This is a genomic window from Acidovorax sp. Leaf78 (assembly GCF_001422735.1).
In the GTDB taxonomy this organism is placed as follows: domain Bacteria; phylum Pseudomonadota; class Gammaproteobacteria; order Burkholderiales; family Burkholderiaceae_C; genus Acidovorax.
The window spans coordinates 935,871-961,910 of sequence record NZ_LMLZ01000020.1; the positions used below are offsets into that span (position 1 = coordinate 935,871).

General features: G+C 64.1%; 22 protein-coding genes and 2 tRNA genes. 18 read left to right on the forward strand and 6 right to left on the reverse strand.

What is annotated here, in order from left to right:
* The first annotated feature begins 150 nt into the window (after positions 1–150).
* The 14 genes from iscR (at position 151) to ASF16_RS15765 (ending at position 10,141) form a co-directional block, all read left to right on the forward strand.
* Positions 151–687 carry a Fe-S cluster assembly transcriptional regulator IscR gene (iscR, locus tag ASF16_RS15700; protein ID WP_007851285.1) on the forward strand — a complete coding sequence of 179 codons (537 nt, stop codon included), beginning with the start codon at positions 151–153 and terminating at the stop codon, positions 685–687.
* Positions 688–795: 108 nt separating this feature from the next.
* Positions 796–2,016: an IscS subfamily cysteine desulfurase gene (locus ASF16_RS15705; protein ID WP_056168861.1), complete on the forward strand. Its 1,221-nt coding sequence runs from the start codon at positions 796–798 to the stop codon at positions 2,014–2,016.
* A 34-nt stretch (positions 2,017–2,050) separates the two neighbouring features.
* Positions 2,051–2,455 (forward strand): Fe-S cluster assembly scaffold IscU, encoded by a 405-nt coding sequence (gene iscU / locus ASF16_RS15710; RefSeq protein ID WP_056168864.1) that lies wholly within the window; start codon positions 2,051–2,053, stop codon positions 2,453–2,455.
* 22 nt (positions 2,456–2,477) lie between these two features.
* Positions 2,478–2,801 (forward strand): iron-sulfur cluster assembly protein IscA, encoded by a 324-nt coding sequence (gene iscA / locus ASF16_RS15715; RefSeq protein WP_056168867.1) that lies wholly within the window; start codon positions 2,478–2,480, stop codon positions 2,799–2,801.
* A 100-nt stretch (positions 2,802–2,901) separates the two neighbouring features.
* The gene (gene hscB / locus ASF16_RS15720; protein WP_056168870.1) at positions 2,902–3,420 is read left to right on the forward strand and encodes a Fe-S protein assembly co-chaperone HscB; all 519 of its coding nucleotides are present in this window, start codon (positions 2,902–2,904) and stop codon (positions 3,418–3,420) included.
* A gap of 78 nt (positions 3,421–3,498) precedes the next feature.
* Entirely contained in the window at positions 3,499–5,370 is a 1,872-nt protein-coding gene (hscA, locus tag ASF16_RS15725; protein WP_056168872.1) for a Fe-S protein assembly chaperone HscA, read from the forward strand.
* 81 nt (positions 5,371–5,451) lie between these two features.
* Positions 5,452–5,790 carry an ISC system 2Fe-2S type ferredoxin gene (gene fdx, locus ASF16_RS15730; RefSeq protein ID WP_056168874.1) on the forward strand — a complete coding sequence of 113 codons (339 nt, stop codon included), beginning with the start codon at positions 5,452–5,454 and terminating at the stop codon, positions 5,788–5,790.
* An 85-nt stretch (positions 5,791–5,875) separates the two neighbouring features.
* Positions 5,876–6,589 carry a DNA polymerase III subunit epsilon gene (gene dnaQ, locus ASF16_RS15735; protein WP_056168877.1) on the forward strand — a complete coding sequence of 238 codons (714 nt, stop codon included), beginning with the start codon at positions 5,876–5,878 and terminating at the stop codon, positions 6,587–6,589.
* A gap of 37 nt (positions 6,590–6,626) precedes the next feature.
* Positions 6,627–6,701: transfer RNA gene (locus ASF16_RS15740), tRNA-Val, on the forward strand.
* Between the two features lie 52 nt (positions 6,702–6,753).
* Positions 6,754–6,828 (forward strand) — tRNA-Val (locus ASF16_RS15745).
* Between the two features lie 246 nt (positions 6,829–7,074).
* Complete coding sequence (locus tag ASF16_RS15750; RefSeq protein ID WP_056168880.1) at positions 7,075–8,112, forward strand: histone deacetylase family protein; 1,038 nt, start codon at positions 7,075–7,077, stop codon at positions 8,110–8,112.
* A 50-nt stretch (positions 8,113–8,162) separates the two neighbouring features.
* Positions 8,163–9,260 carry an NAD(P)/FAD-dependent oxidoreductase gene (locus ASF16_RS15755; protein ID WP_056168884.1) on the forward strand — a complete coding sequence of 366 codons (1,098 nt, stop codon included), beginning with the start codon at positions 8,163–8,165 and terminating at the stop codon, positions 9,258–9,260.
* Positions 9,261–9,397: 137 nt separating this feature from the next.
* Positions 9,398–9,703 carry a YqjD family protein gene (locus ASF16_RS15760; RefSeq protein WP_056168886.1) on the forward strand — a complete coding sequence of 102 codons (306 nt, stop codon included), beginning with the start codon at positions 9,398–9,400 and terminating at the stop codon, positions 9,701–9,703.
* A gap of 42 nt (positions 9,704–9,745) precedes the next feature.
* Positions 9,746–10,141: a phage holin family protein gene (locus ASF16_RS15765; protein WP_056168890.1), complete on the forward strand. Its 396-nt coding sequence runs from the start codon at positions 9,746–9,748 to the stop codon at positions 10,139–10,141.
* A 448-nt stretch (positions 10,142–10,589) separates the two neighbouring features.
* Here ASF16_RS15765 and ASF16_RS15775 read toward each other — a convergent pair whose 3' ends face one another.
* The gene (locus tag ASF16_RS15775) at positions 10,590–11,645 is read right to left on the reverse strand and encodes a quinone-dependent dihydroorotate dehydrogenase (protein ID WP_056168894.1); all 1,056 of its coding nucleotides are present in this window, start codon (positions 11,643–11,645) and stop codon (positions 10,590–10,592) included.
* 47 nt (positions 11,646–11,692) lie between these two features.
* Here ASF16_RS15775 and rpiA point away from each other — a divergent pair, with 47 nt between their 5' ends.
* Complete coding sequence (gene rpiA / locus ASF16_RS15780) at positions 11,693–12,382, forward strand: ribose-5-phosphate isomerase RpiA (RefSeq protein WP_056168897.1); 690 nt, start codon at positions 11,693–11,695, stop codon at positions 12,380–12,382.
* A gap of 108 nt (positions 12,383–12,490) precedes the next feature.
* On the opposite strand, the gene ASF16_RS15785 is transcribed toward rpiA, so the two are convergent.
* The 5 genes from ASF16_RS15785 to ASF16_RS15805 all read right to left on the reverse strand — a co-directional run bounded on the left by ASF16_RS15785 (position 12,491) and on the right by ASF16_RS15805 (position 19,511).
* A complete protein-coding gene (locus ASF16_RS15785) occupies positions 12,491–13,144 on the reverse strand; it encodes a glutaredoxin family protein (RefSeq protein ID WP_082516952.1) in 654 nt (217 codons plus the stop codon).
* Positions 13,145–13,230: 86 nt separating this feature from the next.
* A complete protein-coding gene (locus tag ASF16_RS15790) occupies positions 13,231–15,276 on the reverse strand; it encodes a M3 family metallopeptidase (RefSeq protein ID WP_056168900.1) in 2,046 nt (681 codons plus the stop codon).
* A gap of 116 nt (positions 15,277–15,392) precedes the next feature.
* Positions 15,393–16,247, reverse strand: a complete 855-nt coding sequence (folD, locus tag ASF16_RS15795) for a bifunctional methylenetetrahydrofolate dehydrogenase/methenyltetrahydrofolate cyclohydrolase FolD (protein ID WP_056168904.1) — start codon at positions 16,245–16,247, stop codon at positions 15,393–15,395.
* An 88-nt stretch (positions 16,248–16,335) separates the two neighbouring features.
* The gene (locus ASF16_RS15800) at positions 16,336–16,962 is read right to left on the reverse strand and encodes a response regulator transcription factor (protein WP_056168907.1); all 627 of its coding nucleotides are present in this window, start codon (positions 16,960–16,962) and stop codon (positions 16,336–16,338) included.
* The gene (locus ASF16_RS15805; RefSeq protein ID WP_369817158.1) at positions 16,959–19,511 is read right to left on the reverse strand and encodes a PAS domain S-box protein; all 2,553 of its coding nucleotides are present in this window, start codon (positions 19,509–19,511) and stop codon (positions 16,959–16,961) included. The genes ASF16_RS15800 and ASF16_RS15805 overlap by 4 nt, the downstream gene beginning before the upstream one ends.
* Before the next feature lie 176 nt (positions 19,512–19,687).
* Here ASF16_RS15805 and aceE point away from each other — a divergent pair, with 176 nt between their 5' ends.
* From aceE to lpdA, 3 genes are read left to right on the forward strand one after another with little or no spacing between them, the layout of a single operon-like run.
* A complete protein-coding gene (gene aceE / locus ASF16_RS15810) occupies positions 19,688–22,405 on the forward strand; it encodes a pyruvate dehydrogenase (acetyl-transferring), homodimeric type (protein ID WP_056168913.1) in 2,718 nt (905 codons plus the stop codon).
* Between the two features lie 18 nt (positions 22,406–22,423).
* Positions 22,424–24,133, forward strand: coding sequence for a dihydrolipoyllysine-residue acetyltransferase (aceF, locus tag ASF16_RS15815; protein ID WP_056168916.1), 1,710 nt, complete (start codon positions 22,424–22,426; stop codon positions 24,131–24,133).
* 15 nt (positions 24,134–24,148) lie between these two features.
* Positions 24,149–26,014 carry a dihydrolipoyl dehydrogenase gene (gene lpdA, locus ASF16_RS15820; RefSeq protein WP_056168918.1) on the forward strand — a complete coding sequence of 622 codons (1,866 nt, stop codon included), beginning with the start codon at positions 24,149–24,151 and terminating at the stop codon, positions 26,012–26,014.
* The last annotated feature ends 26 nt before the right edge of the window (positions 26,015–26,040 follow it).

Here is a 26,040-nt window from a genome sequence, read left to right on the forward strand (position 1 = left end):
AATACTCAAGAAAACAGCCCAGCGATGAAGGGCTCCTTGCACGCCTTTGCAGGCGACCGCACGGAGAAGGGGCGGAGACGGTGCCTCATTGGCCATCAGCCAATGGCGGCGGTTTCTACAACGAACAAGCCTTAGCACAAGGAGCTTGCGATGCGTCTCACAACCAAAGGCCGTTTTGCGGTCACCGCCATGATCGATTTGGCCCTGCGCCAGAACAATGGCCCCGTCACGCTGGCTGCGATCAGCCAGCGGCAGCAAATTTCTTTGTCGTACCTCGAGCAGCTGTTCGGCAAACTGCGCCGCCACGAACTGGTGGAGTCCACCCGTGGCCCCGGTGGCGGTTACACCCTGGCCCGCAAGGCCGGTGATATCACCGTGGCAGACATCATCGTGTCGGTGGATGAGCCCATCGACGCGACCCAGTGCGGCGGCAAGGAAAACTGCCTGGGCGAAGCTGGTCGGTGCATGACGCACGAGCTGTGGGCGTCCCTGAACCAGCGCATGGTGGAGTTCCTCGATTCCGTCACGCTGCAAAAGCTGGTGGAAGAACAACTCGCCAAGGGTGTGCAGATCGAAGACAAGCCTGTGGTGCGCCGCGCGATCTCCACGACGCCGGTGGTCAAGCCCATCCGCGTGAACGCCCCGAACTCCGTTTTTGCCCTGGGCAACGTTTTCGCGAAGTCTTGAGCTTCGGTGCGCTGTGCTGACCCTGGGGTCGGCACCGCCCTGAACGTTATTTGAACATCGACCTTCTTCCTGCAAATCTGCCAGCCAGAAACTTCTACTGAGCCAGCCATGGACATGACCCCGCACTTCCCCATCTATCTCGACTACGGCGCCACCACCCCGGTGGACCCGCGCGTGGTGGACGCCATGATCCCGTGGCTGCGTGAGCACTTTGGCAACGCGGCTTCGCGCAGCCACGCCTGGGGCTGGGAAGCGGAAGCGGCGATCGAAAACGCACGTGGCCAAGTGGCCGACCTCATCGGTGCCGACCCGCGCGAGATCGTCTGGACCAGCGGCGCCACCGAGTCGATCAACCTCGCCTTGAAGGGCGCTGCGCAGTTCTACAAGGGCAAGGGCAAGCATCTCATCACGCTCAAGACCGAGCACAAGGCGGTGCTGGACACCGTGCGCGAGCTGGAGCGCCAAGGCTTCGAGGCAACCTACCTCGACGTGCAGGAAGACGGGCTCGTGAACATGGACGCCCTCAAGGCGGCCATCCGCCCCGACACCATCCTCATCAGTGTGCTTTTCGTGAACAACGAGATCGGCGTGATCCAGGACATTCCGGCCATCGGCGCGTTGTGCCGTGAAAAAGGCATTCTGTTCCACGTCGATGCCGCACAGGCCACCGGCCGTGTGGCCATCGACATGGCGACGCTGCCCGTCGACCTGATGAGCATGACGGCTCACAAGACTTACGGCCCCAAGGGCGTTGGCGCCCTGTACGTGCGCCGCAAGCCCCGCGTCCGTCTGGAAGCCCAGATGCACGGCGGCGGCCATGAGCGCGGCATGCGCTCTGGCACCTTGCCCACCCACCAGATCGTGGGCATGGGCGAGGCGTTTCGCATTGCCAAGGAAGAAATGGCCGAAAGCAATGCCAAGGCGCATGCCTTGCAGCAGCGCCTGCTCGACGGCCTGAAGGACATCGAACAGGTGTTCATCAACGGCAGCATGGAGCACCGCGTACCTCAGAACCTGAACATGAGCTTCAACTACGTCGAAGGCGAGTCGCTCATCATGGGCATCAAGGGTCTTGCGGTGTCGTCCGGCTCCGCCTGCACGTCTGCCAGCCTGGAGCCCAGCTACGTGCTGCGCGCCCTGGGCCGCAGCGACGAGCTGGCGCACAGCAGCCTGCGCATGACCATCGGCCGCTTCACCACGGAAGAAGAGATCGACTACGCGATCTCCACCATCCGCGAGAACGTGGCCCGCCTGCGCGAGCTGAGCCCGCTGTGGGAGATGTACAAGGACGGCATCGATATCAGCACCATCCAGTGGGCTGCGCACTGACCCCCAATTTCTGAAGATTCAAGAGGTACACATCATGGCTTACTCAGACAAAGTGGTTGACCACTACGAAAACCCCCGCAACGTCGGCTCGTTCGACAAGGGTGATGATTCGGTGGGCACCGGCATGGTCGGCGCGCCTGCCTGCGGCGACGTGATGAAGCTGCAGATCAAGGTGAACCCCGCCACGGGCGTGATCGAAGACGCTCGCTTCAAGACCTACGGCTGTGGCTCTGCCATTGCGTCGTCGTCGCTCGTGACCGAATGGGTCAAAGGCAAGACGCTGGACGAAGCGGCTGCGCTCAAGAACAGTGAAATCGCCGAAGAACTGGCACTGCCACCGGTGAAGGTGCACTGCTCCATCCTCGCCGAAGACGCGATCAAGGCCGCCGTGCTGGACTACAAGACCAAGCACGCAGCCACGGCCACCGCTGCTGCCTGAGTTGATCCACAAAGAGAGAGATATGGCCATCACGCTGACAGAAGCCGCTGCCCGGCATGTGAACCGTTACCTGTCCCGCAGGGGTAAGGGACTGGGCGTGCGCCTGGGTGTCAAGACGACGGGGTGCTCCGGGCTGGCGTACAAGCTGGAGTACGTCGATGACTCCGCGCCTGAAGACATCGTGTTCGAGAACCACGGCGTCAAGGTGCTCATCGACCCCAAGAGCCTGGCGTACATCGACGGCACCGAGCTCGACTTCGTGCGTGAGGGCCTCAACGAGGGCTTCAAGTTCAACAACCCCAACGAACGCGATCGCTGCGGCTGTGGAGAGAGCTTCCGCGTCTGAGCCGGCTCTGGCCGAGTGCCTGCCAAACCGCCACCGCGCACCTTGCGTACTGGCGGTTTTTTGTTGACCTGCCCATTCGATATCCGACGACGAACCGCGCATGAACCTGCAATCTGACGACTTTGAACTCTTTGGCCTGGCGCGTGGCTTCGCGCAGGATCGAAGCGCCATTGATGCGCGCTGGAAGGAATTGCAGCGGGAGGCCCACCCCGACAAATTTGCGGCCCAGGGCGCCGCGGCCCAGCGCGTGGCCATGCAGTGGTCGGTGCGCATCAACGAGGCCTACCAGCGCCTGAAGGACCCGATGCGCCGTGCCGCCTACTTGTGCGAGCTCCACGGTGCGCCCATCCGTGCTGAGGACAACACCGCGATGCCCACCGCGTTCCTCATGCAGCAGATGGAATGGCGTGAGGCCTTGGAAGAGGCCGAGGCGGAGCCCGAACTGGATGCGCTGGACGACACCGTGGCGCAAGCCCGCCGGGAGGCGCTTGCCGAATGCGAAGCGCTGATCGATCGCCAGCACGACTATGCGGGTGCTTCCCAGCAGGTCAGAGCCCTCATGTTCATTGCGCGATTTGCCGACGACATCGAGCGCCGGCGAGAGCAACTGGGACAATAGCCCCTGTTCCTCGTGTTCCCCATTCAGAGGCAGGCCGTGACCCTGGTCTGCTTTCTTCGTTAGAGATACCGAATTCCCATGGCGCTTTTGCAGATTTCCGAGCCCGGCCAGTCCCCCGACCCGCACCAGCGGCGCATTGCCGTGGGCATTGATTTGGGCACCACGCATTCGTTGGTCGCTGCCGTGCGCAATGGCGTCGCAGAATGCCTGCCCGACGCGCAGGGCAGGGTGCTGCTGCCGTCGGTAGTGCGTTACCTGTCCAATGGCGGCCGCCAGATCGGCCATGACGCTGTGGCTGCGCAGACGCAGGATGCCCGCAACACGATTGCATCGGTCAAACGCTTCATGGGCCGTGGCCTGCGCGATGTGGTGGGCGCCGACAAGCTGCCCTACGAGTTCGTCTCGGGCAGCGAGCCACAGTCCGAAGGCATGGTCAGCTTGGCCACCGCCGATGGCGTCAAGTCGCCCGTCGAGGTCAGCGCCGAAATTCTGGCCACGCTCCGCTACCGGGCCGAAGACACCTTCAACGACGACCTGTACGGCGCGGTCATTACCGTGCCTGCGTATTTCGACGATGCCCAGCGCCAGGCTACCAAAGACGCTGCCAAGTTGGCCGGCATCAATCTGCTGCGCCTCATCAACGAACCCACTGCCGCGGCCATCGCCTATGGGCTGGACAACGCGAGCGAGGGTGTCTATGCCGTGTACGACCTGGGCGGCGGTACGTTCGACATCTCTATCCTGCGTCTCACGCAGGGCGTGTTCGAGGTGATAGCGACCGGCGGCGACTCGGCTCTTGGCGGGGACGACTACGACGCAGCCCTGGCGGACTGGGTGCTGGGCCAACTGAACCTTCAGGTGGACACCCCAGCCGACAAGGCGGCCGTGCGGATGGCGGCGCGGGCCTGCAAGGAAGCTCTGACTGCTACGGATTTGATAGCTTTTAGCGCCCAGCTGTCGAGCGGTAGCGTGCATTTTGATGTGAAGAAATCAGATTTTGAGACCGCGACGGCCGAGCTGACCGCGCGCTCCATCGCTGCCGTGCGCCGCGCCCTGCGCGATGCGCATCTGGCCCGCGACGAGGTGCAGGGCGTGGTGATGGTGGGTGGCTCCACCCGCATGCCGCAGGTGCAGCGCGCCGTGGCGGAGTTCTTCGGCAAGGAGCCGCTGAACAACCTGAACCCCGACGAAGTGGTGGCCCTGGGCGCATCCGTGCAGGCCAACCAGTTGGCGGGCAACGACACCGCGGGCGACCTGCTGCTGCTGGACGTGACGCCGCTGTCGCTGGGCATCGAAACCATGGGCGGTTTGGTAGAGCGCATCGTAGCGCGCAACGAAACCATTCCCACGGCCAAAGCCCAGGACTTCACCACCTACAAGGACGGCCAGACCGCGCTGGCCATCCACGTGTTGCAGGGCGAGCGCGACCTGGTGCAGGACTGCCGCAGCCTGGCGCGCTTCGAGCTGCGCGGCATTCCGCCCATGGCGGCCGGTGCCGCCCGCATCAGGGTGACCTTCACTGTGGATGCCGACGGCCTGTTGAGCGTGAGCGCCAAGGAGCAGGGCAGCGGCGTGGAAGCGCGCATCGATGTGAAGCCTTCGTACGGCCTGTCTGACGACGAGATCGCCCGCATGTTGCAGGATGGCTTTGCCACCGCCGCGCAGGACATGAAGGCCCGTGCCGTGGTGGAAGCCCGTGTGGATGCCGACCGCATGCTCATTGCCACCGAAAGCGCGCTGAATGCCGATGGCGATGTGCTGCTGGCCGGGGAGCGTGCCCGCATCGATGCATTGATGGAGGCGCTGCGCCAGCAACGTGATGCAGACGATGCTGCCGTGATCGAGGCCGCCACCGAAGCCCTGGCCAAGGGCACCGAAGCCTTTGCAGCACAGCGCATGAACCGCGGTATTCAGCAGGCGCTGGCGGGCAAGAACGTGCAGGCGCTCTGAGCGACCACGCCCCGCCACCGACGCAACACGCACTGCGACCCCAGCACAACGACACCGCAAGACGACAAGAAGAACCGACCCATGCCCGTCATCAAGATCCTTCCCCACCCTGAATACTGCCCAACCGGCACTGAGATCACGGCGCCCGCGGGCACGTCGATCTGCGAGGCGCTGCTCGAGAACCACATCAACATCGAGCATGCCTGCGACATGAGCTGCGCCTGCACCACCTGCCACGTCATCGTGCGCCAGGGGATCAATTCGCTCAACGAGGCCGAAGAAGAAGAGGAAGACCTGCTGGACCGCGCATGGGGTCTGGAGCCACAATCGCGCCTGTCTTGCCAGGCCATCCTGGCGCAGCAGGACCTGGTGGTGGAGATTCCCAAGTACACCATCAACCACGCCAAGGAGAACCACTGATGAACGCAGCGTCGGGCCCCTCCAGCCAAGCTCGCGCCCCCTTTGCGGGCAGCGAAGCCACGAAGTGCCGTGCGTGGGGGCGCGTATGACCCGCCAGATCGTTCTCGACACCGAAACCACCGGGCTGTCGGCCGACAGTGGCGACCGCATCATCGAACTCGGTTGCGTCGAGCTGCTCAACCGCAAGCTCACGGGCAACAACCTGCACTTGTACTTCAACCCGGGCCGCGACAGCCATGAAGACGCGCTCAAGGTGCACGGCATCAGCAACGAGTTCCTGAAGGACAAGCCCAAGTTTGCCGAGGTGGCGGACGAGATCCTGCAGTACCTGCAGGGCGCCGAGATCATCATCCACAACGCTGCGTTCGACGTGGGCTTCCTGAACAAGGAGCTGGAGCTGACAGGCCGGCCCGGGTTTCGCACCTATGTGGAGAGCGTGACCGACACGTTGGCCATGGCCAAGGAGATGTATCCTGGCAAGCGCAATTCGCTGGACGCCCTGTGCGACCGTCTGGGCGTGGACAACTCCAGCCGCACCTTGCACGGCGCGCTGCTGGACGCCGAGCTGCTGGCCGATGTGTACATCAACCTCACGCGCGGCCAGGATGCGCTACTCATCGCAGACGACTCGCAGGAAGGTGCGGATGGCCTTGCGATACCTGCTGTGGACCTGCGCACGTTCAGCTTGCCGATCCTCACTGCCAGCGATGCTGAAAACGTGGCCCACGAAGAGGTGCTGGTGCAGATCGACAAGGCCAGCGGAAGCAAAACTATTTGGCGAATTGCCCAGGCTGCTTGAAAAGCTGTGCCATAATCGAAGGCTGTCGCAGCGACAAGGGTGATTAGCTCAGCGGTAGAGCACTGCCTTCACACGGCAGGGGTCACATGTTCGATCCATGTATCACCCACCACGCTTGCACAGACTTTCGTCCTCGCATCCGGTTCATCCGATGTGCTGGCGACGGGTGATTAGCTCAGCGGTAGAGCACTGCCTTCACACGGCAGGGGTCACATGTTCGATCCATGTATCACCCACCAATTCAAACCCCTGCAGGCTGCGGCCTTCAGGGGTTTTTTCATGGCCGGCCAAGGTGTGATGACCGCAGCATGGATCGCGCCGCCGTGTGTAGGCTGCAGCACAGGTGCCGTCCACGCACGGCCTCACATCGCGCACGCTGCACACACTGGCAAGTGCCGATCTCGTGCAAAAAGGCCCGGCGTGCCGCTAAAGTGTCAGGCGTTGCCGACTGCGCAACATGCCTCCAATGACGCGCCACCTTCGCCATGATCACCTTTCACAACCCCTTGCACCAAGGCCACGCGCCTGTCCATGAGTTCTACCGCGGCGAGCGCGTGCCGTGTTTTGAGAAACCCGCGCGCGTCGACTACGTGGAAGAGGCGCTGCGCCTGCGCGGCCATGACCTCGCCGCGCCGGATGTCGACAGCGCTGCGGTTCTGTCAGAGGTGCATTCACAGCGCTACCTCGCGTTCCTGCAAACGGCGTGGCAGCAGTGGGTGAGCGTTGATCCAGCCAATGCGGCAGTGCAGCCCTTTCCTTCGGTCTGGCCCGTGCGCACTTTGCGCAGCGATGTGGAGCCCGACAACTTTGTGGCGCGCCTGGGGCTGTACTCCATGGACAACGGCACGCCGATGGCTGCCGGCACCTGGGCTGCAGCCAAGGCCGGGGCTGACGCCGCTGCCAGTGCCGCGGCGCGTGTCGCTCAAGGGGCTCGCGCTTCTTTTTGCTGCACCCGCCCTCCGGGCCACCACGCCGGCCCTGACTTCATGGGAGGCTATTGCTTTTTGAACAATGCCGCCGTGGCTGCACAGGTGTTGCGCAACCAGGGTGCGGGCCGGGTCGCGCTGCTGGACGTGGACTACCACCACGGAAACGGCACCCAGAGCATCTTCTACGAGCGCTCCGACGTGCTGTTCATCAGCATCCACGGCGACCCGCGCACCGAGTACCCCTTCTATCTGGGTCATGCGGACGAGACCGGGGCGGGGCAGGGGGCGGGCTTCAATCTCAACCTGCCGCTGCCAGCGGGCACCAGCGCAGCCACCTGGTTCAGCGCGCTCGAAGCGGCGTGCCAGCGCATTGCATCCAGCGGTGCAGATGCGCTGGTGATTTCACTGGGCCTCGATGCTTTCGAGGGCGACCCTATTTCACGCTTCGCGTTGGCCTCCGAGGATTTCACGCGGTTGGGCAAGCGGCTCGCGCGCCTGGGTTTGCCCACGGTCTTCGTGCTGGAGGGCGGCTACGCCGCGGCCGAACTGGGCACCAACGCCGTCAACGTGCTGGATGGCTTCGAGCAGGCGTAAATGCAGATCTGCCCCATGGCGCTGACGCCAACAAATACTCAGGAATACGAATGACCGACAAGGTGGATTGCGTGGTGATCGGTGCGGGCGTGGTCGGGCTGGCAGTGGGTCGCGCCCTGGCCTTGAAGGGGCACGAGGTGTTGGTGCTGGAGGCTGCGGATGCCATCGGCACCCAAACCAGTTCGCGCAATAGCGAGGTGATCCATGCGGGCCTGTATTACCCCACTGGCTCGCTGAAGGCGCAGCTGTGCGTGCGGGGTCGCGACATGCTCTATGCCTACTGTGCAGAGCGCGCAGTGCCCTTTCGCCGCTGCGGCAAGCTTCTGGTGGCCACGTCCGACGCCCAGCTGCCGGGCCTGGAATCGATTCGCGCGCGTGCGTTGGCCAACGGTGTTCCGGAACTGCAGTGGCTCACCCGCGAAGAAGCCCAGGCGCTGGAGCCCGCCCTGCAATGTGTGGCGGCCCTGCATTCGCCCAACACGGGCATCGTCGACAGCCATGCGCTGATGCTCGCGCTGCAGGGCGACCTGGAGCACGCTGGTGGAATCGTGGCCCTGAATTCGCCCCTGGCGCGCGCTGAGTGCGCGCAAGATGCTATTTATTTGATAGCTGAAGACGGAACACGGCTTCAGGCGCGCACGGTGATCAACGCGGCCGGTCTGTATGCGCCCGGACTGGCTGCACGCTTTGCCGGACTTGACGCCGCCCACGTGCCCATCGCCCATTACGCCAAAGGCAACTATTTCACCCTGGCAGGCAGGGCGCCCTTCAGCCGTCTGATCTATCCCGTTCCTGAAGCAGCTGGCCTGGGGGTGCACCTGACGCTGGATCTTGGTGGCCAGGCCAAGTTCGGCCCGGACGTGCAATGGGTCGATTCCCCCGACGACCTGCTGGTGGACGCGGCCCGCGGAGATGCTTTTTATGCGGAGGTGCGCAAGTACTGGCCTGGCCTGCGCGACGGCGCACTGGCGCCTGGCTATGCCGGCATTCGTCCCAAGATCCACGGCGCCGATGCGCCCGCTGCAGATTTCGTCATCCAGGGGCCTTCGGTGCACGGAGTGGCCGGCCTCGTCAATTTGTTTGGCATCGAATCGCCCGGCTTGACAAGTGCCCTGGCCATTGCGGACCATGTGGCGGCACTGGTTTGATCCAAGGCAAGCTGCTTTCAATCGGTAACCTCTTGGGCCCCTGTCCTACGAAGGGCTTTCAAGCAGTTGGCTAAGATGAAACTTGATTCTCCAGCAGGGGAAACACCCGTTTTTTGTTGTTCTTAAGAAAGGCTTGTATGACTGTTTCCGACACCATCAATACCACCCAGGGCGAACTGGAAAAGTTGGTTTCCGATCTGCGCGGACTGCTGGCCAGCAAGGACCTCGACACCTTGCCTGAAATCAAGGTTCTGCGCCAAAAGCTGGACGACGGCCTGCAAAACGCACGCGAGTCTGCCGTCCGTGCCGCACAGGACGCCGCACGCCAAGCCAAGGATGCAGCTCTGGCTGCAGACCGTTACGCCCACGACGAACCATGGCGCGTAGCAGGTGCGGCCTTGGCAATCGGCGCGCTCGTGGGCTTTCTGTTGTCCCGCCGTTAAACAAGGCGTGCAAGGTATGAAGCTCAGGTTCGGAGGCCGCGCATGAACTGGCTGTCCATTTTGGGGCTGGAAACCTTGGTGTCCCGGTGGCGTGCCAACGTCATCGAAGCCGCCATCGCTGCCGAGGACCGCATGGACCTGGCTCGCCTGGAGTGGCAGGATCAGAAGCAACGCTTGCAGCAGATGCTGGTGTTGACCATTCTGGTCGCCGGTTTGACTGTTGTGGCTTTGATCATGCTGTCGTTGGCCGTGCTCGTGCATTTCTGGGACACACCGCAGCGTACGCTCGTCGCGTGGATCGTTGCAGGCGTCTGGGTCGCTGGATGGGCGGCTACGCTGCTCTCGCTGGTGGCTGTTGCCAAGCGCGCCAGCGACGGGTTTGCATTGACCCGCCGCGAACTCGCACAGGACTGGCGTGACATCAAGGAGCGTTTGTAATGGCCACTGCATCTCCATCCACTGCCATCGATAGCGCTGCGGACCTACCGCAGCCTACCGACGTGCAACAGAAGGTGCTCGACCGCATTGCCACTCAGCGAGCCCGCCTGCGCGCTCGCCGTGCTGCGCGTGCGCAGTCCCTGGCGCTGACTCAACAGCGAGATGGGTCGGGGGGCATCGATGAGTCGGTAGCTCTGCGCGCTATCGGATTTGCCCGAGAGCACCCCATTGCCTTGGTGGCGCTGGCAGGGGTCGGGCTCTTGGCGGGGCCACGGCGGTTGATCCGCTGGACTGGTGTGGTGTTGCCGCTGTTGCTGCGCCTGCGGCGCTGATAGCGCCCCTCGCGCTGCTGCGCTGTTGGGCTCGCTCACAAAAAAGCCGCTGTACTTCAGCGGCTTTTTTGCGTCTCAGCGGTTCACAATCGCGATTAAAAAGCTACGCGGCGTGACTATTGCGCCATGGCCTTGATGGCCTTGGCTGCCTTGACGACCAATGCGGGGCCCTCGTAGATAAGGCCGGTGTAGATCTGAACCACGTCCGCACCCGCCTGTATCTTGCTCACGGCATCGTCCGCGCTCATGACCCCGCCGACGCCGATGATCGGAAACCCTGGCCCCAGAGCGGCGCGCAGCTGCCGGATGACCTGGTTGCTGGCCTGCAGCACCGGCGCGCCACTGAGGCCACCGGTTTCTTCCGCATGCCGCATGCCTTGTACGGCGGTACGCACGATGGTGGTGTTGGTGGCGATCACGCCGTCCATGCCGTGGCGCTGCAACGTTGCCGCAATGACGGCCACCTGGGCTTCGTCCAGGTCGGGTGCAATCTTCACGAACACGGGCACGCGCTTGGCATGCCGATGGGCCAGCGCTTCGCGGCGATCTGCGATGGCAGCCAGCAACGCGTCCAGCGCAGCATCACTTTGCAGCGCGCGCAGGTTCTGGGTGTTGGGCGAGCTGATGTTGACCGTGACGTAGTCCGCATGGGAGTACACGCCTTCCAGGCAGGTCAGGTAGTCGCTGGTGGCGTTCTCGATGGGGGTGGTGGCATTCTTGCCGATGTTCAGGCCCAGCAGCATCGGGTGGCGGCGTGCCTGGGTGCGAAATTTTGCCTGCTGCACGTTGTGCAAGAAGGCGTCCAGGCCTTCGTTATTGAAGCCCAACCGGTTGATGAGCGCTCGCGCCTCGGGCAGGCGGAACATGCGTGGCTTGGGGTTGCCGGGCTGCGCCTTCGGGGTGACGGTGCCTACCTCCACAAAACCGAAGCCCATCGCTCCCAGCGCATCGATGCAGCGGGCGTTCTTGTCGAGCCCGGCAGCCATGCCGACACGGTTCGGAAAGGTCAGGCCGGCCAGTTGTACCGGGTCGTCCACCGTCTCGTTGCACCAGGCCCATTGCAGCGGCGTGCGTTGCCCGCGGGCCAGCATGTCCATGGTGAGTTCATGCGCAGCCTCGGCATCCAGGCCGAAGAGGAAAGGGCGGGTCAGGGCGTAGGGGATCAGGGACATGGGGGTGTGGCGGGGGATAATTGCGCAATAACCTCTGATTTTCTCTCATGACGACCTCCACCCCTCTCACCCAAGACGAACTCAAGACCCTGGTAGGCCAAGCCGCGTTGCAATACGTGGTGCGCGGCGAGATTGTGGGGGTGGGAACGGGCTCCACCGTCAACAAATTCATCGATGCGCTGGCCGGCATCAAGGGCGACATCAAGGGCGCGGTATCGAGCTCCGTGGCCAGTACCGAACGTCTGAAGGCGCTGGGCATACCGGTGTTCGATGCCAACGAGGTCGACTCCCTGGCGGTGTACATCGACGGCGCCGACGAGATCGATGGCAACGGTCACATGGTCAAGGGCGGCGGTGCGGCGCTCACCCGCGAGAAAATTGTGGCGGCACTCGCGGCCCGTTTTGTGTGCATCGCTGACGAGTCGAAGCTGGTGGCGGCTTTGGGCGCTTTTCCTCTGCCGGTCGAAGTGATCCCGATGGCCACGCAGCAAATCACCCGCCGCTTTGCAGCGATGGGCGGCAAGGCCACAGTGCGCTTGAAGGAAGGTCAGCCGCTGGTCACCGACAATGGTCAGCACATTCTGGATGTGACAGGCCTGTCCATCGCAGACCCGTTGGCTTTTGAGTCCGAAATCAACCAGTGGCCGGGCGTAGTGACGGTGGGCGTCTTTGCCCATCAAAAGGCATCGGTATGCCTGCTCGGTACTGCGCAGGGTGTGAATACAGTGACTTACTGAGAAAAAACCAACCGGTTTCGCCAAAAACAAAGGGCCGTGAGGCCCTGTGTTGTTTGACGGCGCCATGAGTGTGTGCTGCCCAACGATGCCACCCAGCGCAGTTCACTATCAGAAACGAATGCCTGCCGGATTGCTGGGCGAGGCGCCCTCGTTGACTGGCGCAGCGGGGCGCGCCCGGGGGTTGGCCGCTGGCGACGCTGGGTTTGATGCGGGCGCGGCTGTTGGCTCCGCAGCCTTGACGGCGACAAGTGGCGTAGGCGCTGGGGGGCGATAGTTGCGCGGCAGTTGCGATTGCGGCGGATACCCGGCCGTATCGAGATACTGTGCCCATTCGCCTTCCGAAAACCCGATGAGGTGCTGGGACCCGACGGTGCCGAAGGGAAGGCTCGTGTTGTTGCTCAGCTTCTGCAGTGCAGCAATATCTTCATTGCTGTTCACCGTGCGCTCGGTGAACGGAATGCCGCGGGCAGTCAGAAAGCTGCGGGCCGAGGTGCAGGGCGTGCAGTCATTGCCGGTGTACAGCGTGACTGGGAAGCGACCGGCAACCTGGCGCAGCGCCACAGGCAGGGTGTCATTGGCAGATGCAGGGGCGGCGCCGGTCGTACGCGTGGGCTGCGCATTGCCTTCTGCGGGCGGGCGGTCCGAGAACGTGACCTTGCCGTCTGGCCCGACGATGCGGTAGACGCCTTGCGCGTGGGCTCCGGCACACGCCAGCGTCATCAACAAAGACGCCAGCAGGGGGGCGGTCAGGGGCTTGTGCATGCTCAATTCTCCTCACTCATTCGGGTCTGATCTGTGGCCTGGATGCATTACACCGCAATGGCTTCGGGCTCAGTGTCTTCTCTTCTTCACGCGGCGGACGTTTCGGCCATGCCCTGGTGGCGCAGCAGCGCATCCAGGTTGGGCTCGCGGCCTCTGAACGCCTTGAAGGACTCCATAGCAGGGCGGCTTCCGCCAGCCTCCAGAATCGCCTCGCGGTAGCGGCGGCCTGTTTCGGTGCTGGGCAGGCCGTCGGTGCCTGCGGTTTCTTCAAAAGCGGCATAAGCGTCCGCGCTCAGCACCTCGGCCCACTTGTAGCTGTAGTAGCCCGCGGCGTAGCCGCCTGCAAAGATGTGGCTGAAGGTGTGGGCCGTGCGGCTGAAGGCCGGGGGCGTCAGCACCGATACCTCGGCGCGCACTTGGTTGAGCAGGGGCATGAAATCCTGTGCCGGGTCGTGTTCGGTGTGCAGCAGCATGTCGAACAGCGAGAACTCGATCTGGCGCAGCGTCTGCATGCCGCTCTGGAAGTTCTTGGCCGCGATCATCTTGTCGAACAGCGCGCGCGGCAGCGGGGCACCCGTGTCCACATGGGCAGTCATGTGCTTGAGCACGTCCCATTCCCAGCAGAAATTTTCCATGAACTGGCTGGGCAACTCGACCGCGTCCCATTCCACGCCGCCGATGCCCGACACATCGCGCTCGTTCACCTGGGTGAGCATGTGGTGCAGGCCGTGGCCGAACTCGTGGAACAGGGTGATCACGTCGTCGTGCGTGAGCAGGGGCGGCTTGCCGTCCACGCCACTCGCAAAGTTGCACACCAGATGCGCCACCGGGGTCTGCAGCGCGCCGGTGTCGGGGCGCAGCCAGCGGGTGCGCACGTCGTCCATCCAGGCGCCGCCGCGCTTTCCGGTGCGGGCGGGTTGGTCCAGGTAGAACTGGCCCACCAGCGTGTCGCCGCGCTCGATGCGGTAGAACTCCACGGCGGGGTTCCATACCGGAGCGCTGTCGCGGCGAATCGCCACCTCGAACAAGGTCTCGATGATCTTGAACAGGCCAGCCAGCACCTTGGGTGCCGTGAAGTATTCCTTGACCTCTTGCTCGCTGAAGGCATAGCGCGCCTCCTTGAGCTTCTCGGAGATATAAGGCCAATCCCAGGGCTGAGGGTCCGCGAGCGAGAGCTTCTCGGCCGCAAAGGCGCGGAGGTCGGCCACGTCCTTGAGGGCGTAGGGCCGGGCGCGGCGGGCCAGGTCGCGCAGGAAGCCGATCACCTCGTCGGGCGACTGGGCCATCTTGGGCACCACGGACACCTCGCCAAAATTGGCGTACCCGAGCAATTGAGCCTCTTCGCGGCGCAGCGCAAGGATCTCGCTGATCAGCGCGGTGTTGTCGAACTTGCGCGCATCGCCCTCGGCCTGGTCGGAGGCGCGGGTGACATAGGCGCGGTACAGCTTCTCGCGCAGGTCGCTGCGCGTGGCGAACTGCATCACCGGCAGGTAGCACGGCATTTTCAGGGTGAGCTTGTAGCCGTCCTTGCCGTCGGCCTGCGCTGCAGCCAGCGCTGCCTGCTGCACATCGGACGGAATGCCTTCCAGCTCGTCGGCCGTGGCGTAGTAGGCGTAGGCGTCGGTGGCGTCCAGTGCGTTCTCGCTGAACTTTTGGGACAGCTCGGCCTGGCGCTCCTGGATCTGGGCAAAGCGCTCCTTGGCTGCACCGATCAGCTCTGCACCGCTCAGCACGAAGTTGCGTACGGCATTGCGGTGGGCCTGGCGCTGTTCGGTCGAGAGCGCGGCAGGGTCGATGGCCTTGTACTTGGCATACAGCCGCTCGTCGGCGCCCAGGCGCGTCCAGAATTCGGTGACGCGGGGCAAGGCGGCGTTGTACGCGGCCCGCAGCTCTGGCGTGTCGGCCACGCTGTTGAGGTGACTCACCGCGCCCCAGGCCATGCCCAGCCGCTCGGTCGCCACGTCCAGCACCTTGGCGATCGCATCCCAGCGGGCCGGGAAGTCGGGTGCCGTGACGGTTTCCAGGGCCGCACTGGCCCGCTCGAGCAGCACATCCATGGCGGGCGCCACGTCGTCGGGACGGATGCTGTCAAAGGGTGGGAGGCCGGAGAATTCGAGAAGGGCGTTGCTCATGCGGAGGTAGATGACGCCGAAAGGCGTAGGTTCAAGTTGCAAGGCAGCCAGCGCAATCGCCGGTCGTCGTCAGGGCTCTTGGTCCATTTGACGCATTTGGCCCGTTTGGCCCGCGCTCAGTGGGCCGCGGTGCGTTCGGCTGCCTCGATGGTGTTCACCAGCAGCATGGTAATGGTCATGGGCCCAACCCCGCCAGGGACGGGGGTGATCCAGCCGGCCACTTCCTTGACACCGTCGAAGTCGACATCGCCGCAGAGCTTGCCTTCATCGTTGCGGTTCATGCCCACGTCGATCACCACGGCACCCGGCTTGACCATGTCGGCAGTCAGCACGTTGCGCTTGCCCACGGCCGCCACGATCACGTCGGCCTGCAGCGTCTGGGCTTTCAGGTCCTGGGTGGCGCTGTGGCACACAGTGACTGTGGCGTTCTGGCCCAGCAGCATCAGCGCCATGGGCTTGCCCACGATGTTGCTGCGTCCGATGACCACAGCGTGTTTGCCCTTGAGGTCGTAGCCGATGCTTTCCAGCATCTTCATGCAGCCGTAGGGTGTGCATGGCCAGAAGCCAGGCATGCCCGTCATCAGGGCGCCAGCGCTGGCGATGTGAAAGCCATCGACGTCCTTGGCGGGCGAGATGGCCTCGATCACTTTCTGCGCATCGATGTGCTTGGGCAAAGGCAGCTGCACCAGAATGCCGTGAATGGCCGGGTCGTTATTGAGTGCTTCGACGCGCGCCAGCAATGCGGCTTCCGTCATGTCGGCGTCGTACTTCTCCAGCACCGAATGCAGGCCGCCGTCTTCGCAGGCTTTGACCTTGTTGCGCACGTAAACCTGGCTGGCCGGGTTGTCGCCCACCAGCACCACAGCCAGCCCAGGCGTAACACCACGGGCCTTGAGTGCTGCTGCGCGTTGCGCCACATCGGCGCGCAATTGTCGGGAGAGGGCGTTGCCGTCGATGAGCTGTGCTGTCATGTCAAAAATACCGAATCAAAATGGCCGCTACCGCTTGTCTTTAGAGCGCAGGCAGCTATAAAAATGTGAGCAATGCAGTTTGTTCAGCTCAACCCTTGGGTGCGTTCTGCCCCAGCGCGATCTTGAGCAGGTCAGCCACGGTGTTGGCGTTGAGCTTTTCCATGATGTTGGCGCGGTGCGCCTCCACCGTCTTGATGCTGATGCCCAGGTCGTCGGCGATCTGCTTGTTCAGGCGGCCGGCCACGATGCGTTCGAGCACCTGGGCTTCGCGGCTGGTGAGCTTGGAGAGCAGGGCGTCGCGGCTGGCGGCCTGCTGGTAGCCGGCGAAGGCTTCGCGGGCGTGGTCCAGCATGCGCTCGACCAGGCCCACCAGTTCTTCTTCATTGAAAGGTTTCTGGATGAAATCCAGCGCGCCCTTCTTCATGGTGTTCACCGCCATGGGCACGTCGCCGTGGCCGGTGATGAAGACGATGGGCAGGGGGGACTTGCGCTCGATCAGGCGGTCCTGCAGCTCCAGGCCGGTCATGCCGCCCATGCGGATGTCGACGATCAGGCAGGCCACCTCGCGCGGGTCGTAGCGCGAGAGAAAGGTCTCGGCCGAATCAAAGCAGCGTACCCGGTAGTCCTTGCCTTCCAGCAGCCACTGCAGGGAGTCGCGAACCGCCTCGTCGTCATCCACAACGTAGACGGTGCCTTTTTTCGGAATCAAGCTCATGCAGTTGTCCTTGGGTTTTGTATGTTTGCTACAGAATTTGTAGTGGCATCCGCAGGTTTGGCAAGCGGCAGCCAGAAGAAGAACCTGCAGCCAATGACCTCTGTTCCATTGTAGAGGTTCTCCGCCTGCATCCGGCCCTGGTGCGACTCGACGATGCTGCGGCACAGGTTCAGCCCCATGCCCATGCCTTCGGCCTTGGTGGAGAAGAACGCTTCGAACAGGCGCTCCAGCACCTCGGGCGCGAGGCCCTTGCCGGTGTCCTGCACCGAGAATTCAACGCCTTGACGGTCCTCGATGGTCTTGGGCACCACCCGCAGCTCCACGCTGCGGCCTGCCACCGGGCGGTCGGCGTGCTGGATGGATTCGGCGCCGTTTTTCATCAGGTTGACCAGCACCTGCTCGATCAGGATCGTGTCGGCCATCACCGGCGGCAGGCGGGCCGCCACGTAGTGCGTCAGGCGCACGTTGTGGCGGCGCAGCTCGATGTCGGCCAGCTCCACCGCCTCGTTCACCATCGAATGCACGTCCGCCAGCGTGCGGTTGGGCTCGCTCTTCTTCACAAAGGCGCGGATGCGCTGGATGATCTGGCCCGCCCGCTGGGCCTGGTGGGCCGTCTTCTGCAGCGCGGTCAGCAGGGCCTCTTCGGTCAACTGCCCGCTCTGGATGCGCGAGACCATGCCGCTGCAGTAGTTGTTGATGGCCGTGAGCGGCTGGTTCAGCTCGTGGGCCACGCTGGACGCCATCTCGCCCATGGTGATCAGGCGGCTGACCGACTGGGCGCGCTCGGCCTGGCGCGAGGCCTGCTCTTCAGCCTGGCGGCGCGGCGTGATGTCGGTGGCAATCACCATCTGCGCGAGGCGCCCGTCCACCCAGTTCAGGTAGCGCGACCGCACTTCCAGCCACTTGCCCAGGTCGGGCAGATAGATTTCGGCGTTTTCGGTGCGAGCGCTGGTGAGTGGGTCGGTCGGCAGCCCCATCAGGCCGTCCTCGTCGTCCATGCCGGTGTTGCTGGTGCCTGCCACGGGCACCACACCAGCCTGCGCCACCAGTTGCAGATGCCCGCCGGTCTGCGAGCCAAACCATTGCCGGTACAGCTTATTGGCAAACAGCAGCTCCTCGCTGCCCAGCGGAGCGACGGATACCGAAGCGTCCAGCGACTCGAGCACGATGGTGAAGCGTTCGTGCGATGCCGACAGCTGCTCGCGGATGCGGTTGGGCTCGGTGATGTCGGTCATCGACGTCATCCAGCCGGTCTGATGGCCGCGCGCGTCGATCAGCGGCGACACGTACAGCCGCGCATCGAACAAGGTGCCGCTCTTGCGCCGCACCCGCACCTGAAAGCCACCCACGATGGTCTTGCCCGACAGCTCGTCGCGCAGCTTGGCGTGCAGGGCTTCGTGGTCGGAATCGGGCCAGTAGGGGAAGGGCGCCTTCAGGCCCACCAGCTCGGCCTCGCTCCAGCCGGTCATCTGGCAGAAAGCGGCGTTCACGTACGTGATGCGGCCTTCCATGTCCAGCGCGCGCATGCCGGTCAGTATGGAGTTCTCCATCGCACGGCGGAAGTTGGTCTCGGCCACCAGGGCCTGCTGCGCCTGCATGCGCCGGCGCGTGTGGCGCCAGGTGGCGATCAGCATCCAGGCCGTCATGGCCGACAGCGTGCCCACCAGCCAGAAAAGCCCGCTGCCCACCACGCCCAGCGATGTGCGGTAGGCCTGCGCTTTCAGCACCAGGCCGTTGCCTACGGGCGAGACGGGCACCTCGTATTCATTGGCCCGCGGCGCCCACGGCAGCAGCTGCGTGGCGGTGTTGCGCGGCCCCAGCGGCGTGCCCGCCAGTACCTGGTTCTTGCCGTCCAGCAGCGTCACGGCATAGCGCGCCAGCACCTCGGTGGGCGTGCCGTAGCGCAGCAGGCTGTCGATGGAATATTCGCCCAATACCACACCGCTGAACTTGCCTTGGTTGTTCAGCGGCACCTGCAGTTGCAGCAGCGGTGTGGCGTCTCCCGCGGTGACCGCGGGCTGGGCGTACACGGGCTGCTGCAGGTCGCGTGCCAGGCCGAAAGTGTCCGCTGTGTCGCCAGGCTTGAGCACCTCGCCGGCAATGCGCAGCTCGCTGCTTGCCAGGGTGGGGGCGGCGTGGCTGGCGCGGATGCGGCGGCGCTCGTCGATCCAGGTGATGGCCTGCAGTTCGGGGTATTGGCTGATCAGGGTCTCGGCGCGGCTCACGAATTCGGAGCGCTCCAGCTCCTGGTTCGACAGGTCGCGCGCAATGCGCATGAGCTGTTCCTGCCGTTCCAGCAGGCGCAGCCGCACGCGCTGCTGGGCATATTCCACATCACGGCGCAGGGCTTCCTGTTCCCGTTCGGCCTCTTCCGCCCTCAAATACCAGAACGCCGCCACGATAGCCGCCAGAAACATCAGCACCGCGGCCAGAGGGGCCAACGCCGCAAAACGGTCCTGCCGGGTGGGCGACAGCCCACGCCACCACTTGCGCCACCAGCGAAGGGGCGCGACCACGGGGGACGCCGTGGGAGGGGAGGCGGAGGGCATCGAGTCCATCCTCCGAGTGTAGGGGAGGCTTGTGCCCACACTGTCTTCGCTATTTTGTGCGTTTGCAGCATTTTCTTGCAATGTGAAATGCATAAGCACCATTTGAAATTGGCAAAAAATATGCGAAACTAGAGCCAACGACCTAAATTTGCTGCCACATCTACAGGAGACAAAACATGTCAGCTCAGCCCGACCAAACGGCCGGTTTCGGCATCGGCACGGACGCCGACCAGCAGGAAACCCGTGAATGGATGGACGCCCTGTCCGCCGTCATCGACAAGGAGGGCCCTGAGCGTGCCCATTTCCTGTTGGAGCAGCTTTTAGAACACGCCCGCCAGAGCAGCATCGACATGCCGTTCTCTGCCAACACGGGCTACGTGAACACCATCGAAGTCGACCAGGAAGCCCATTGCCCTGGCAACATTGCGATCGAAAAGCGCCTGCGCGCCTACATGCGATGGAACGCCATGGCCATGGTCGTGCGGGCCAACCGCCTGAACCCGGCCGACGGTGGCGACCTGGGCGGTCACATCGGCTCGTTCGCGTCCGTCGCCAGCATGTTCGGCGCTGGTTTCAACCACTTCTGGCACGCCGCCAGTGAAGACCACGGCGGCGACCTGCTGTACATCCAGGGCCACAGCTCGCCCGGCATCTACGCCCGCGCCTACCTCGAAGGCCGCCTGACCGAAGAGCAGCTCGACAGCTTCCGCCAGGAAGTGGACGGCAAGGGCCTCTCGAGCTACCCGCACCCCAAGCTGATGCCCGAGTTCTGGCAGTTCCCCACGGTGTCGATGGGCCTCGGCCCACTCATGGCCATCTACCAGGCGCGCTTTCTCAAGTACCTGCACGCCCGCGGCATTGCCGACACCGAAAAACGCAAGGTCTGGGTGTTCTGCGGCGACGGCGAAATGGACGAGCCCGAATCGCTGGGCGCCATCGGCCTGGCCGCGCGTGAAAACCTGGACAACCTGGTCTTTGTCGTCAACTGCAACCTGCAGCGCCTGGACGGCCCGGTGCGCGGCAACGGCAAGATCGTCCAAGAACTTGAAAGCGAGTTCCGCGGCAGCGGCTGGAACGTCATCAAGCTCCTGTGGGGCAATGGCTGGGACACCCTGCTGGCGCGCGACAAGACCGGCAAGCTCAAGCAGCTGATGATGGAGACGCTGGACGGCGACTACCAGGCCATGAAGGCCAACGACGGCGCCTTCGTGCGCAAGAACTTCTTCGGCAAGTACCCCGAGACCGCCAAGCTGGTCGAGCACATGAGCGACGAAGAGATCTTCGAGCTGCGCCGTGGTGGCCACGAGCCCGCCAAGGTGTATGCCGCCTTCCGCGCCGCCAACGAGCACAAGAACCAGCCCACCGTGCTGCTGGTCAAGACCGTCAAGGGCTATGGCATGGGCAAGGCCGGTGAAGGCAAGAACACCGTGCACCAGACCAAGAAGCTCACGGACGAAGACATCAAGTACATCCGCGACCGTTTCAACATCCCCGTGCCGGACAGCGAGCTGCCCAATCTGCCGTACTACAAGCCGGCCGACGACACGCCGGAAATGCAGTACCTGCAAGAGCGCCGCAAGGCCCTGGGCGGCTACCTGCCCAAGCGCCTGCCCAAGGCCGAAGAGAGCTTCACCGTGCCCTCGCTCGACACCTTCAAGGCCGTGCTCGAGCCCACCGCCGAAGGCCGTGAAATCTCCACGACCCAGGCGTACGTGCGCTTCTTGACGCAGCTGCTGCGCGACCAGGCCCTCGGCCCGCGCGTCGTGCCCATCCTGGTGGACGAAGCCCGCACCTTCGGCATGGAAGGCCTGTTCCGCCAGATCGGCATCTACAACCCCAAGGGCCAGCTGTACACCCCGGTCGACCGCGACCAGGTCATGTACTACAAGGAAGACAAGGCCGGCCAGATCCTGCAGGAAGGCATCAACGAAGCCGGCGGCATGGCCAGCTGGATCGCCGCAGCCACCAGCTACAGCACGAACAACCGGATCATGATCCCGTTCTACGTGTACTACTCGATGTTCGGCTTCCAGCGCATCGGCGACCTGGCCTGGGCGGCGGGTGACATGCAGGCCCGCGGCTTCCTCTTGGGCGGCACGTCCGGACGCACCACGCTCAACGGCGAAGGCCTGCAGCACGAAGACGGCCACAGCCACATCCTGGCCGGCACCATCCCCAACTGCGTGAGCTACGACCCGACCTTCGCGCACGAAGTCGGCGTGATCATGCACCACGGCTTGAAGCGCATGGTCGAGCGCCAGGAGAACGTCTTCTACTACCTGACGCTGCTCAACGAAAACTACCCCATGCCCGGCCTGCAGCCCGGCACGGAAGAGCAGATCATCAAGGGCATGTACCTGTGCAAGCAGGCGCCCGCCCTGGCGGCAGACGCACCCACCGTGCAACTGCTGGGCAGCGGCACCATCCTGCGCGAATCCTTCTTCGCCCAGGAGCTGCTGGAGAAGGAATGGGGCGTGGCGGCCAGCATCTGGAGCTGCCCCAGCTTCAACGAATTGGCCCGCGACGGCCAGGACGTGGAGCGCTGGAACCTGCTGCACCCGACGGAAACCCCACGCACGTCCTTCGTGGCCGAGCAATTGGGCAAGACCACGGGCCCCGTGGTCGCATCCACCGACTACATGAAGAACTACGCGGACCAGATCCGCTCGTTCATCCCGGCTGGGCGCACCTACAAGGTGCTGGGCACCGACGGCTTTGGCCGCAGCGACTTCCGCAGCAAGCTGCGTGAGCACTTCGAGATCAACCGCCACTACATCGTGGTGGCCGCCCTGAAGGCGCTGTCCGAAGAAGGCAAGGTGCCTGTGGCCAAGGTGGCAGAGGCCATCGCCAAGTACAACATCCAGGCCGACAAGGTCAACCCGCTCTACGCATAAATCGAACCGGAGACAACAATGGCATTGGTAGACATTCAAGTTCCGGACATCGGAGACTTCGACGAAGTCGGCGTGATCGAGTTGCTCGTCAAGCCTGGCGATACCGTCAAGGCAGAGCAGTCGCTCATCACCGTCGAATCCGACAAGGCATCGATGGAAATCCCGTCGAGCCACGCGGGCGTGATCAAGGAGATCAAGATCGCCGTGGGCGACAAGGTCAAGCAGGGCTCCGTCATCGTCGTGCTCGAATCGGCCGACGCTGGCGCAGCGGCTCCAGCACCGGCCGCAGCTTCTGCACCCGCTGCAGCAGCAGCCCCGGCACCGGCACCGGCACCTGCGCCTGCAGCTGCGGCTCCTGCACCTGCTGCAGCGCCTGCTGCGTCCGGCCCGGTGGAAGTGCGCGTTCCCGACATCGGCGACTTCAAGGACGTGGCCGTCATTGAAATGCTGGTCAAGGTCGGTGACACCATCAAGCTCGAGCAGTCGCTCTTCACCGTCGAATCCGACAAGGCCTCCATGGAGATCCCGTCGCCCGCCGCCGGCGTGCTCAAGGAGCTCAAGGTCAAGATCGGCGACACCGTCAACATCGGTGATTTGATCGCGGTGCTGGAAGGTTCCGCCCCGGCAGCCGCAGCACCTGCGGCACCCGCTGCTGCATCTCCAGCTCCAGCCGCACAGCCCGCGGCCACTGCGTCGGCACCTGCACCAGCCCAGGCCGCCGCAGCCGCACCAGCCCCCGCAGCAGCCGCTGTGGCCGTGCCCGCCCACCAGCCAGGCACGCCCGCCCCCGGCCTGCCGCATGCATCCCCCTCGGTGCGCAAGTTCGCCCGCGAGCTGGGCGTTCCGCTCGAAGAGATCAAGGGCACCGGCCCCAAGGGCCGCATCAGCCAGGACGACGTGCAGGCGTTCACCAAGCAGGTGATGAGCGGCGCCACCCAGACCAAGGCGCAGGCTGCCAAGGCGCCCGCGGGCGGTGGTGGTGGCTCCGGCGCAGGCCTCGACCTGCTGCCATGGCCCAAGGTCGACTTCAGCAAGTTCGGCACGGTGGAGCGCAAGGACCTGTCGCGCATCAAGAAGATCAGCGGCGCCAACCTGCACCGCAACTGGGTGATGATCCCCCACGTCACCAACAACGACGAGGCCGACATCACCGAGCTCGAAGCCTTCCGCGTCTCCACCAACAAGGAGAACGAGAAGAGCGGCGTCAAGGTGACCATGCTCGCCTTCGTGATCAAGGCCGTGGTGGCCGCGCTCAAGAAGTTCCCCGAGTTCAACACCAGCCTGGACGGCGACACCCTCGTCTACAAGCAGTACTACAACATCGGCTTTGCGGCAGACACGCCCAACGGCCTGGTGGTGCCCGTACTCAAGGATGCCGACAAGAAGGGCATCATCCAGATCAGCAATGAAATGGGCGAGCTCGCCAAGAAGGCCCGCGACGGCAAGCTCGGCTCGGCCGACATGCAGGGCGGCTGCATGTCCATCAGCTCGCTGGGCGGCATTGGCGGTACGCACTTCACCCCCATCATCAACGCACCCGAGGTGGCCATCCTGGGCCTGTCCAAGGGCCAGATGAAGCCGGTGTGGGATGGCAAGCAGTTCGTGCCGCGCCTGGTGCTGCCGCTGTCGCTGTCGTACGACCACCGCGTCATCGACGGTGCATCGGCTGCGCGCTTCAACGCCTATCTGGGTCAGGTGCTGGCGGACTACCGCCGCATCCTGCTGTAACAAGGAGACCCTGGTATGGCAATCATTGATATCAAGGTTCCCGACATCGGCGACTTCGCCGAAGTGGCGATCATCGAAGTGCTGGTCAAGCCCGGCGACACCATCAAGGCAGAGCAGAGCCTGGTCACCGTGGAGTCCGACAAGGCCTCCATGGAGATCCCCTCCAGCCACGCCGGCGTGGTCAAGGAGCTGAAGGTCAAGCTCGGCGACAAGATCGCCGAAGGCTCGGTGGTGCTCACGCTCGAAACGTCGGATGCGGCCGCCGCACCGGCGCCAGCGCCTGCGGCTGCTCCAGCCGCGGCGTCTGCACCCGCAAGTTCTGAGCAAAAAGCTGCTCCAGCGCCCGCTGCACAAGCGCCAGCAGCTCCTAAAATCGAAGCATCCAGCTTCGGTGGCACTGCCGACCTGGACTGCGACGTTGTCGTGCTCGGTGGCGGCCCCGGCGGCTACAGCGCCGCCTTCCGCGCGGCCGACCTGGGCCTCAAGGTCGTCATCGTCGAGCGCTACGCCACCCTGGGCGGCGTGTGCCTGAACGTGGGCTGCATCCCCTCCAAGGCGCTGCTGCACGTGGCGGCCGTAATCGATGAAGTCAGCCACCTCAAGGCGGCCGGCATCGACTTCGGCGCACCGCAGGTCAACATCGACACCCTGCGCGGCCACAAGGACAAGGTCATCGGCAAGCTCACCGGCGGCCTGGCCGCCATGGCCAAGATGCGCAAGGTGACCACCGTGCGCGGCTACGGCAGCTTCGTCGGCGCCAACCACCTCGAAGTGGAAGAGACCAGCGGCACCGCGCAGGAGAAGACCGGCACCAAGAAGGTCATCGCCTTCAAGAAGGCCATCATCGCCGCCGGCAGCCAGGCCGTGCGCCTGCCCTTCATGCCCGACGACCCACGCGTGGTCGACTCCACCGGCGCCCTGGCGCTCAAGGAAGTCCCCAAGCGCATGCTCATCCTGGGCGGCGGCATCATCGGCCTGGAAATGGGCACCGTGTACAGCACGCTGGGCGCACGCCTGGACGTGGTCGAAATGATGGACGGCCTGATGCAGGGCGCCGACCGCGACCTCGTCAAGATCTGGCAGAAGATGAACGCGCCGCGCTTCGACAACATCATGCTCAAGACCAAGACGGTGGGGGCCAAGGCCACGCCCGAAGGCATTGAGGTGACGTTCGCCGCAGCGGAAGAGGGCGGCACTGCACCCGCACCGCAGACCTACGACCTGGTCCTGCAGGCCGTGGGCCGCACGCCCAACGGCAAGAAGATCGCCGCCGACAAGGCTGGCGTGGCCGTGACGGACCGGGGCTTCATCAACGTCGACATCCAGATGCGCACCAACGTGCCGCACATCTTCGCCATCGGCGACATCGTGGGCCAGCCCATGCTGGCGCACAAGGCAGTGCATGAAGCACACGTGGCAGCCGAAGTCATCGCTGGTGAATTGCAAGGCAACAAGGAGCTGGCCAGCGCCGCCTTCAACGCCCGCGTGATCCCGAGCGTGGCCTACACCGACCCCGAAGTGGCATGGGTGGGCCTGACCGAAGACCAGGCCAAGGCGCAAGGCATCAAGGTCAAGAAGGGCTTGTTCCCCTGGAACGCCTCCGGCCGCGCCATCGCCAACGGGCGCGATGAAGGCGTGACCAAGCTGCTGTTCGACGACTCGCCAGAGGCCCACGGCCACGGCAAGATCCTGGGCGGCGGCATCGTGGGCACCCACGCTGGCGACATGATCGGCGAGATCGCTTTGGCCATCGAGATGGGCGCGGACGCAGTCGACATCGGCAAGACCATCCACCCGCACCCCACGCTGGGCGAAAGCATCGGCATGGCGGCGGAGATCGCCCACGGCAGCTGCACGGACGTGCCGCCGCAGAAGAAGTAATCGCATCAGCCATTGCGCAAAAAAGC

Excerpts from the sequence above, each read along its gene's own strand:
- iscR (WP_007851285.1), top strand. The coding sequence starts at position 151 with ATGCGTCTCACAACCAAAGGCCGTTTTGCGGTCACCGCCATGATCGAT.
- ASF16_RS15705 (WP_056168861.1), top strand. The coding sequence starts at position 796 with ATGGACATGACCCCGCACTTCCCCATCTATCTCGACTACGGCGCCACC.
- iscU (WP_056168864.1), top strand. The coding sequence starts at position 2,051 with ATGGCTTACTCAGACAAAGTGGTTGACCACTACGAAAACCCCCGCAAC.
- iscA (WP_056168867.1), top strand. The coding sequence starts at position 2,478 with ATGGCCATCACGCTGACAGAAGCCGCTGCCCGGCATGTGAACCGTTAC.
- hscB (WP_056168870.1), top strand. The coding sequence starts at position 2,902 with ATGAACCTGCAATCTGACGACTTTGAACTCTTTGGCCTGGCGCGTGGC.
- hscA (WP_056168872.1), top strand. The coding sequence starts at position 3,499 with ATGGCGCTTTTGCAGATTTCCGAGCCCGGCCAGTCCCCCGACCCGCAC.
- fdx (WP_056168874.1), top strand. The coding sequence starts at position 5,452 with ATGCCCGTCATCAAGATCCTTCCCCACCCTGAATACTGCCCAACCGGC.
- dnaQ (WP_056168877.1), top strand. The coding sequence starts at position 5,876 with ATGACCCGCCAGATCGTTCTCGACACCGAAACCACCGGGCTGTCGGCC.
- ASF16_RS15750 (WP_056168880.1), top strand. The coding sequence starts at position 7,075 with ATGATCACCTTTCACAACCCCTTGCACCAAGGCCACGCGCCTGTCCAT.
- ASF16_RS15755 (WP_056168884.1), top strand. The coding sequence starts at position 8,163 with ATGACCGACAAGGTGGATTGCGTGGTGATCGGTGCGGGCGTGGTCGGG.
- ASF16_RS15760 (WP_056168886.1), top strand. The coding sequence starts at position 9,398 with ATGACTGTTTCCGACACCATCAATACCACCCAGGGCGAACTGGAAAAG.
- ASF16_RS15765 (WP_056168890.1), top strand. The coding sequence starts at position 9,746 with ATGAACTGGCTGTCCATTTTGGGGCTGGAAACCTTGGTGTCCCGGTGG.
- ASF16_RS15775 (WP_056168894.1), bottom strand. The coding sequence starts at position 11,645 with ATGTCCCTGATCCCCTACGCCCTGACCCGCCCTTTCCTCTTCGGCCTG.
- rpiA (WP_056168897.1), top strand. The coding sequence starts at position 11,693 with ATGACGACCTCCACCCCTCTCACCCAAGACGAACTCAAGACCCTGGTA.
- ASF16_RS15785 (WP_082516952.1), bottom strand. The coding sequence starts at position 13,144 with ATGCACAAGCCCCTGACCGCCCCCCTGCTGGCGTCTTTGTTGATGACG.
- ASF16_RS15790 (WP_056168900.1), bottom strand. The coding sequence starts at position 15,276 with ATGAGCAACGCCCTTCTCGAATTCTCCGGCCTCCCACCCTTTGACAGC.
- folD (WP_056168904.1), bottom strand. The coding sequence starts at position 16,247 with ATGACAGCACAGCTCATCGACGGCAACGCCCTCTCCCGACAATTGCGC.
- ASF16_RS15800 (WP_056168907.1), bottom strand. The coding sequence starts at position 16,962 with ATGAGCTTGATTCCGAAAAAAGGCACCGTCTACGTTGTGGATGACGAC.
- ASF16_RS15805 (WP_369817158.1), bottom strand. The coding sequence starts at position 19,511 with ATGCCCTCCGCCTCCCCTCCCACGGCGTCCCCCGTGGTCGCGCCCCTT.
- aceE (WP_056168913.1), top strand. The coding sequence starts at position 19,688 with ATGTCAGCTCAGCCCGACCAAACGGCCGGTTTCGGCATCGGCACGGAC.
- aceF (WP_056168916.1), top strand. The coding sequence starts at position 22,424 with ATGGCATTGGTAGACATTCAAGTTCCGGACATCGGAGACTTCGACGAA.
- lpdA (WP_056168918.1), top strand. The coding sequence starts at position 24,149 with ATGGCAATCATTGATATCAAGGTTCCCGACATCGGCGACTTCGCCGAA.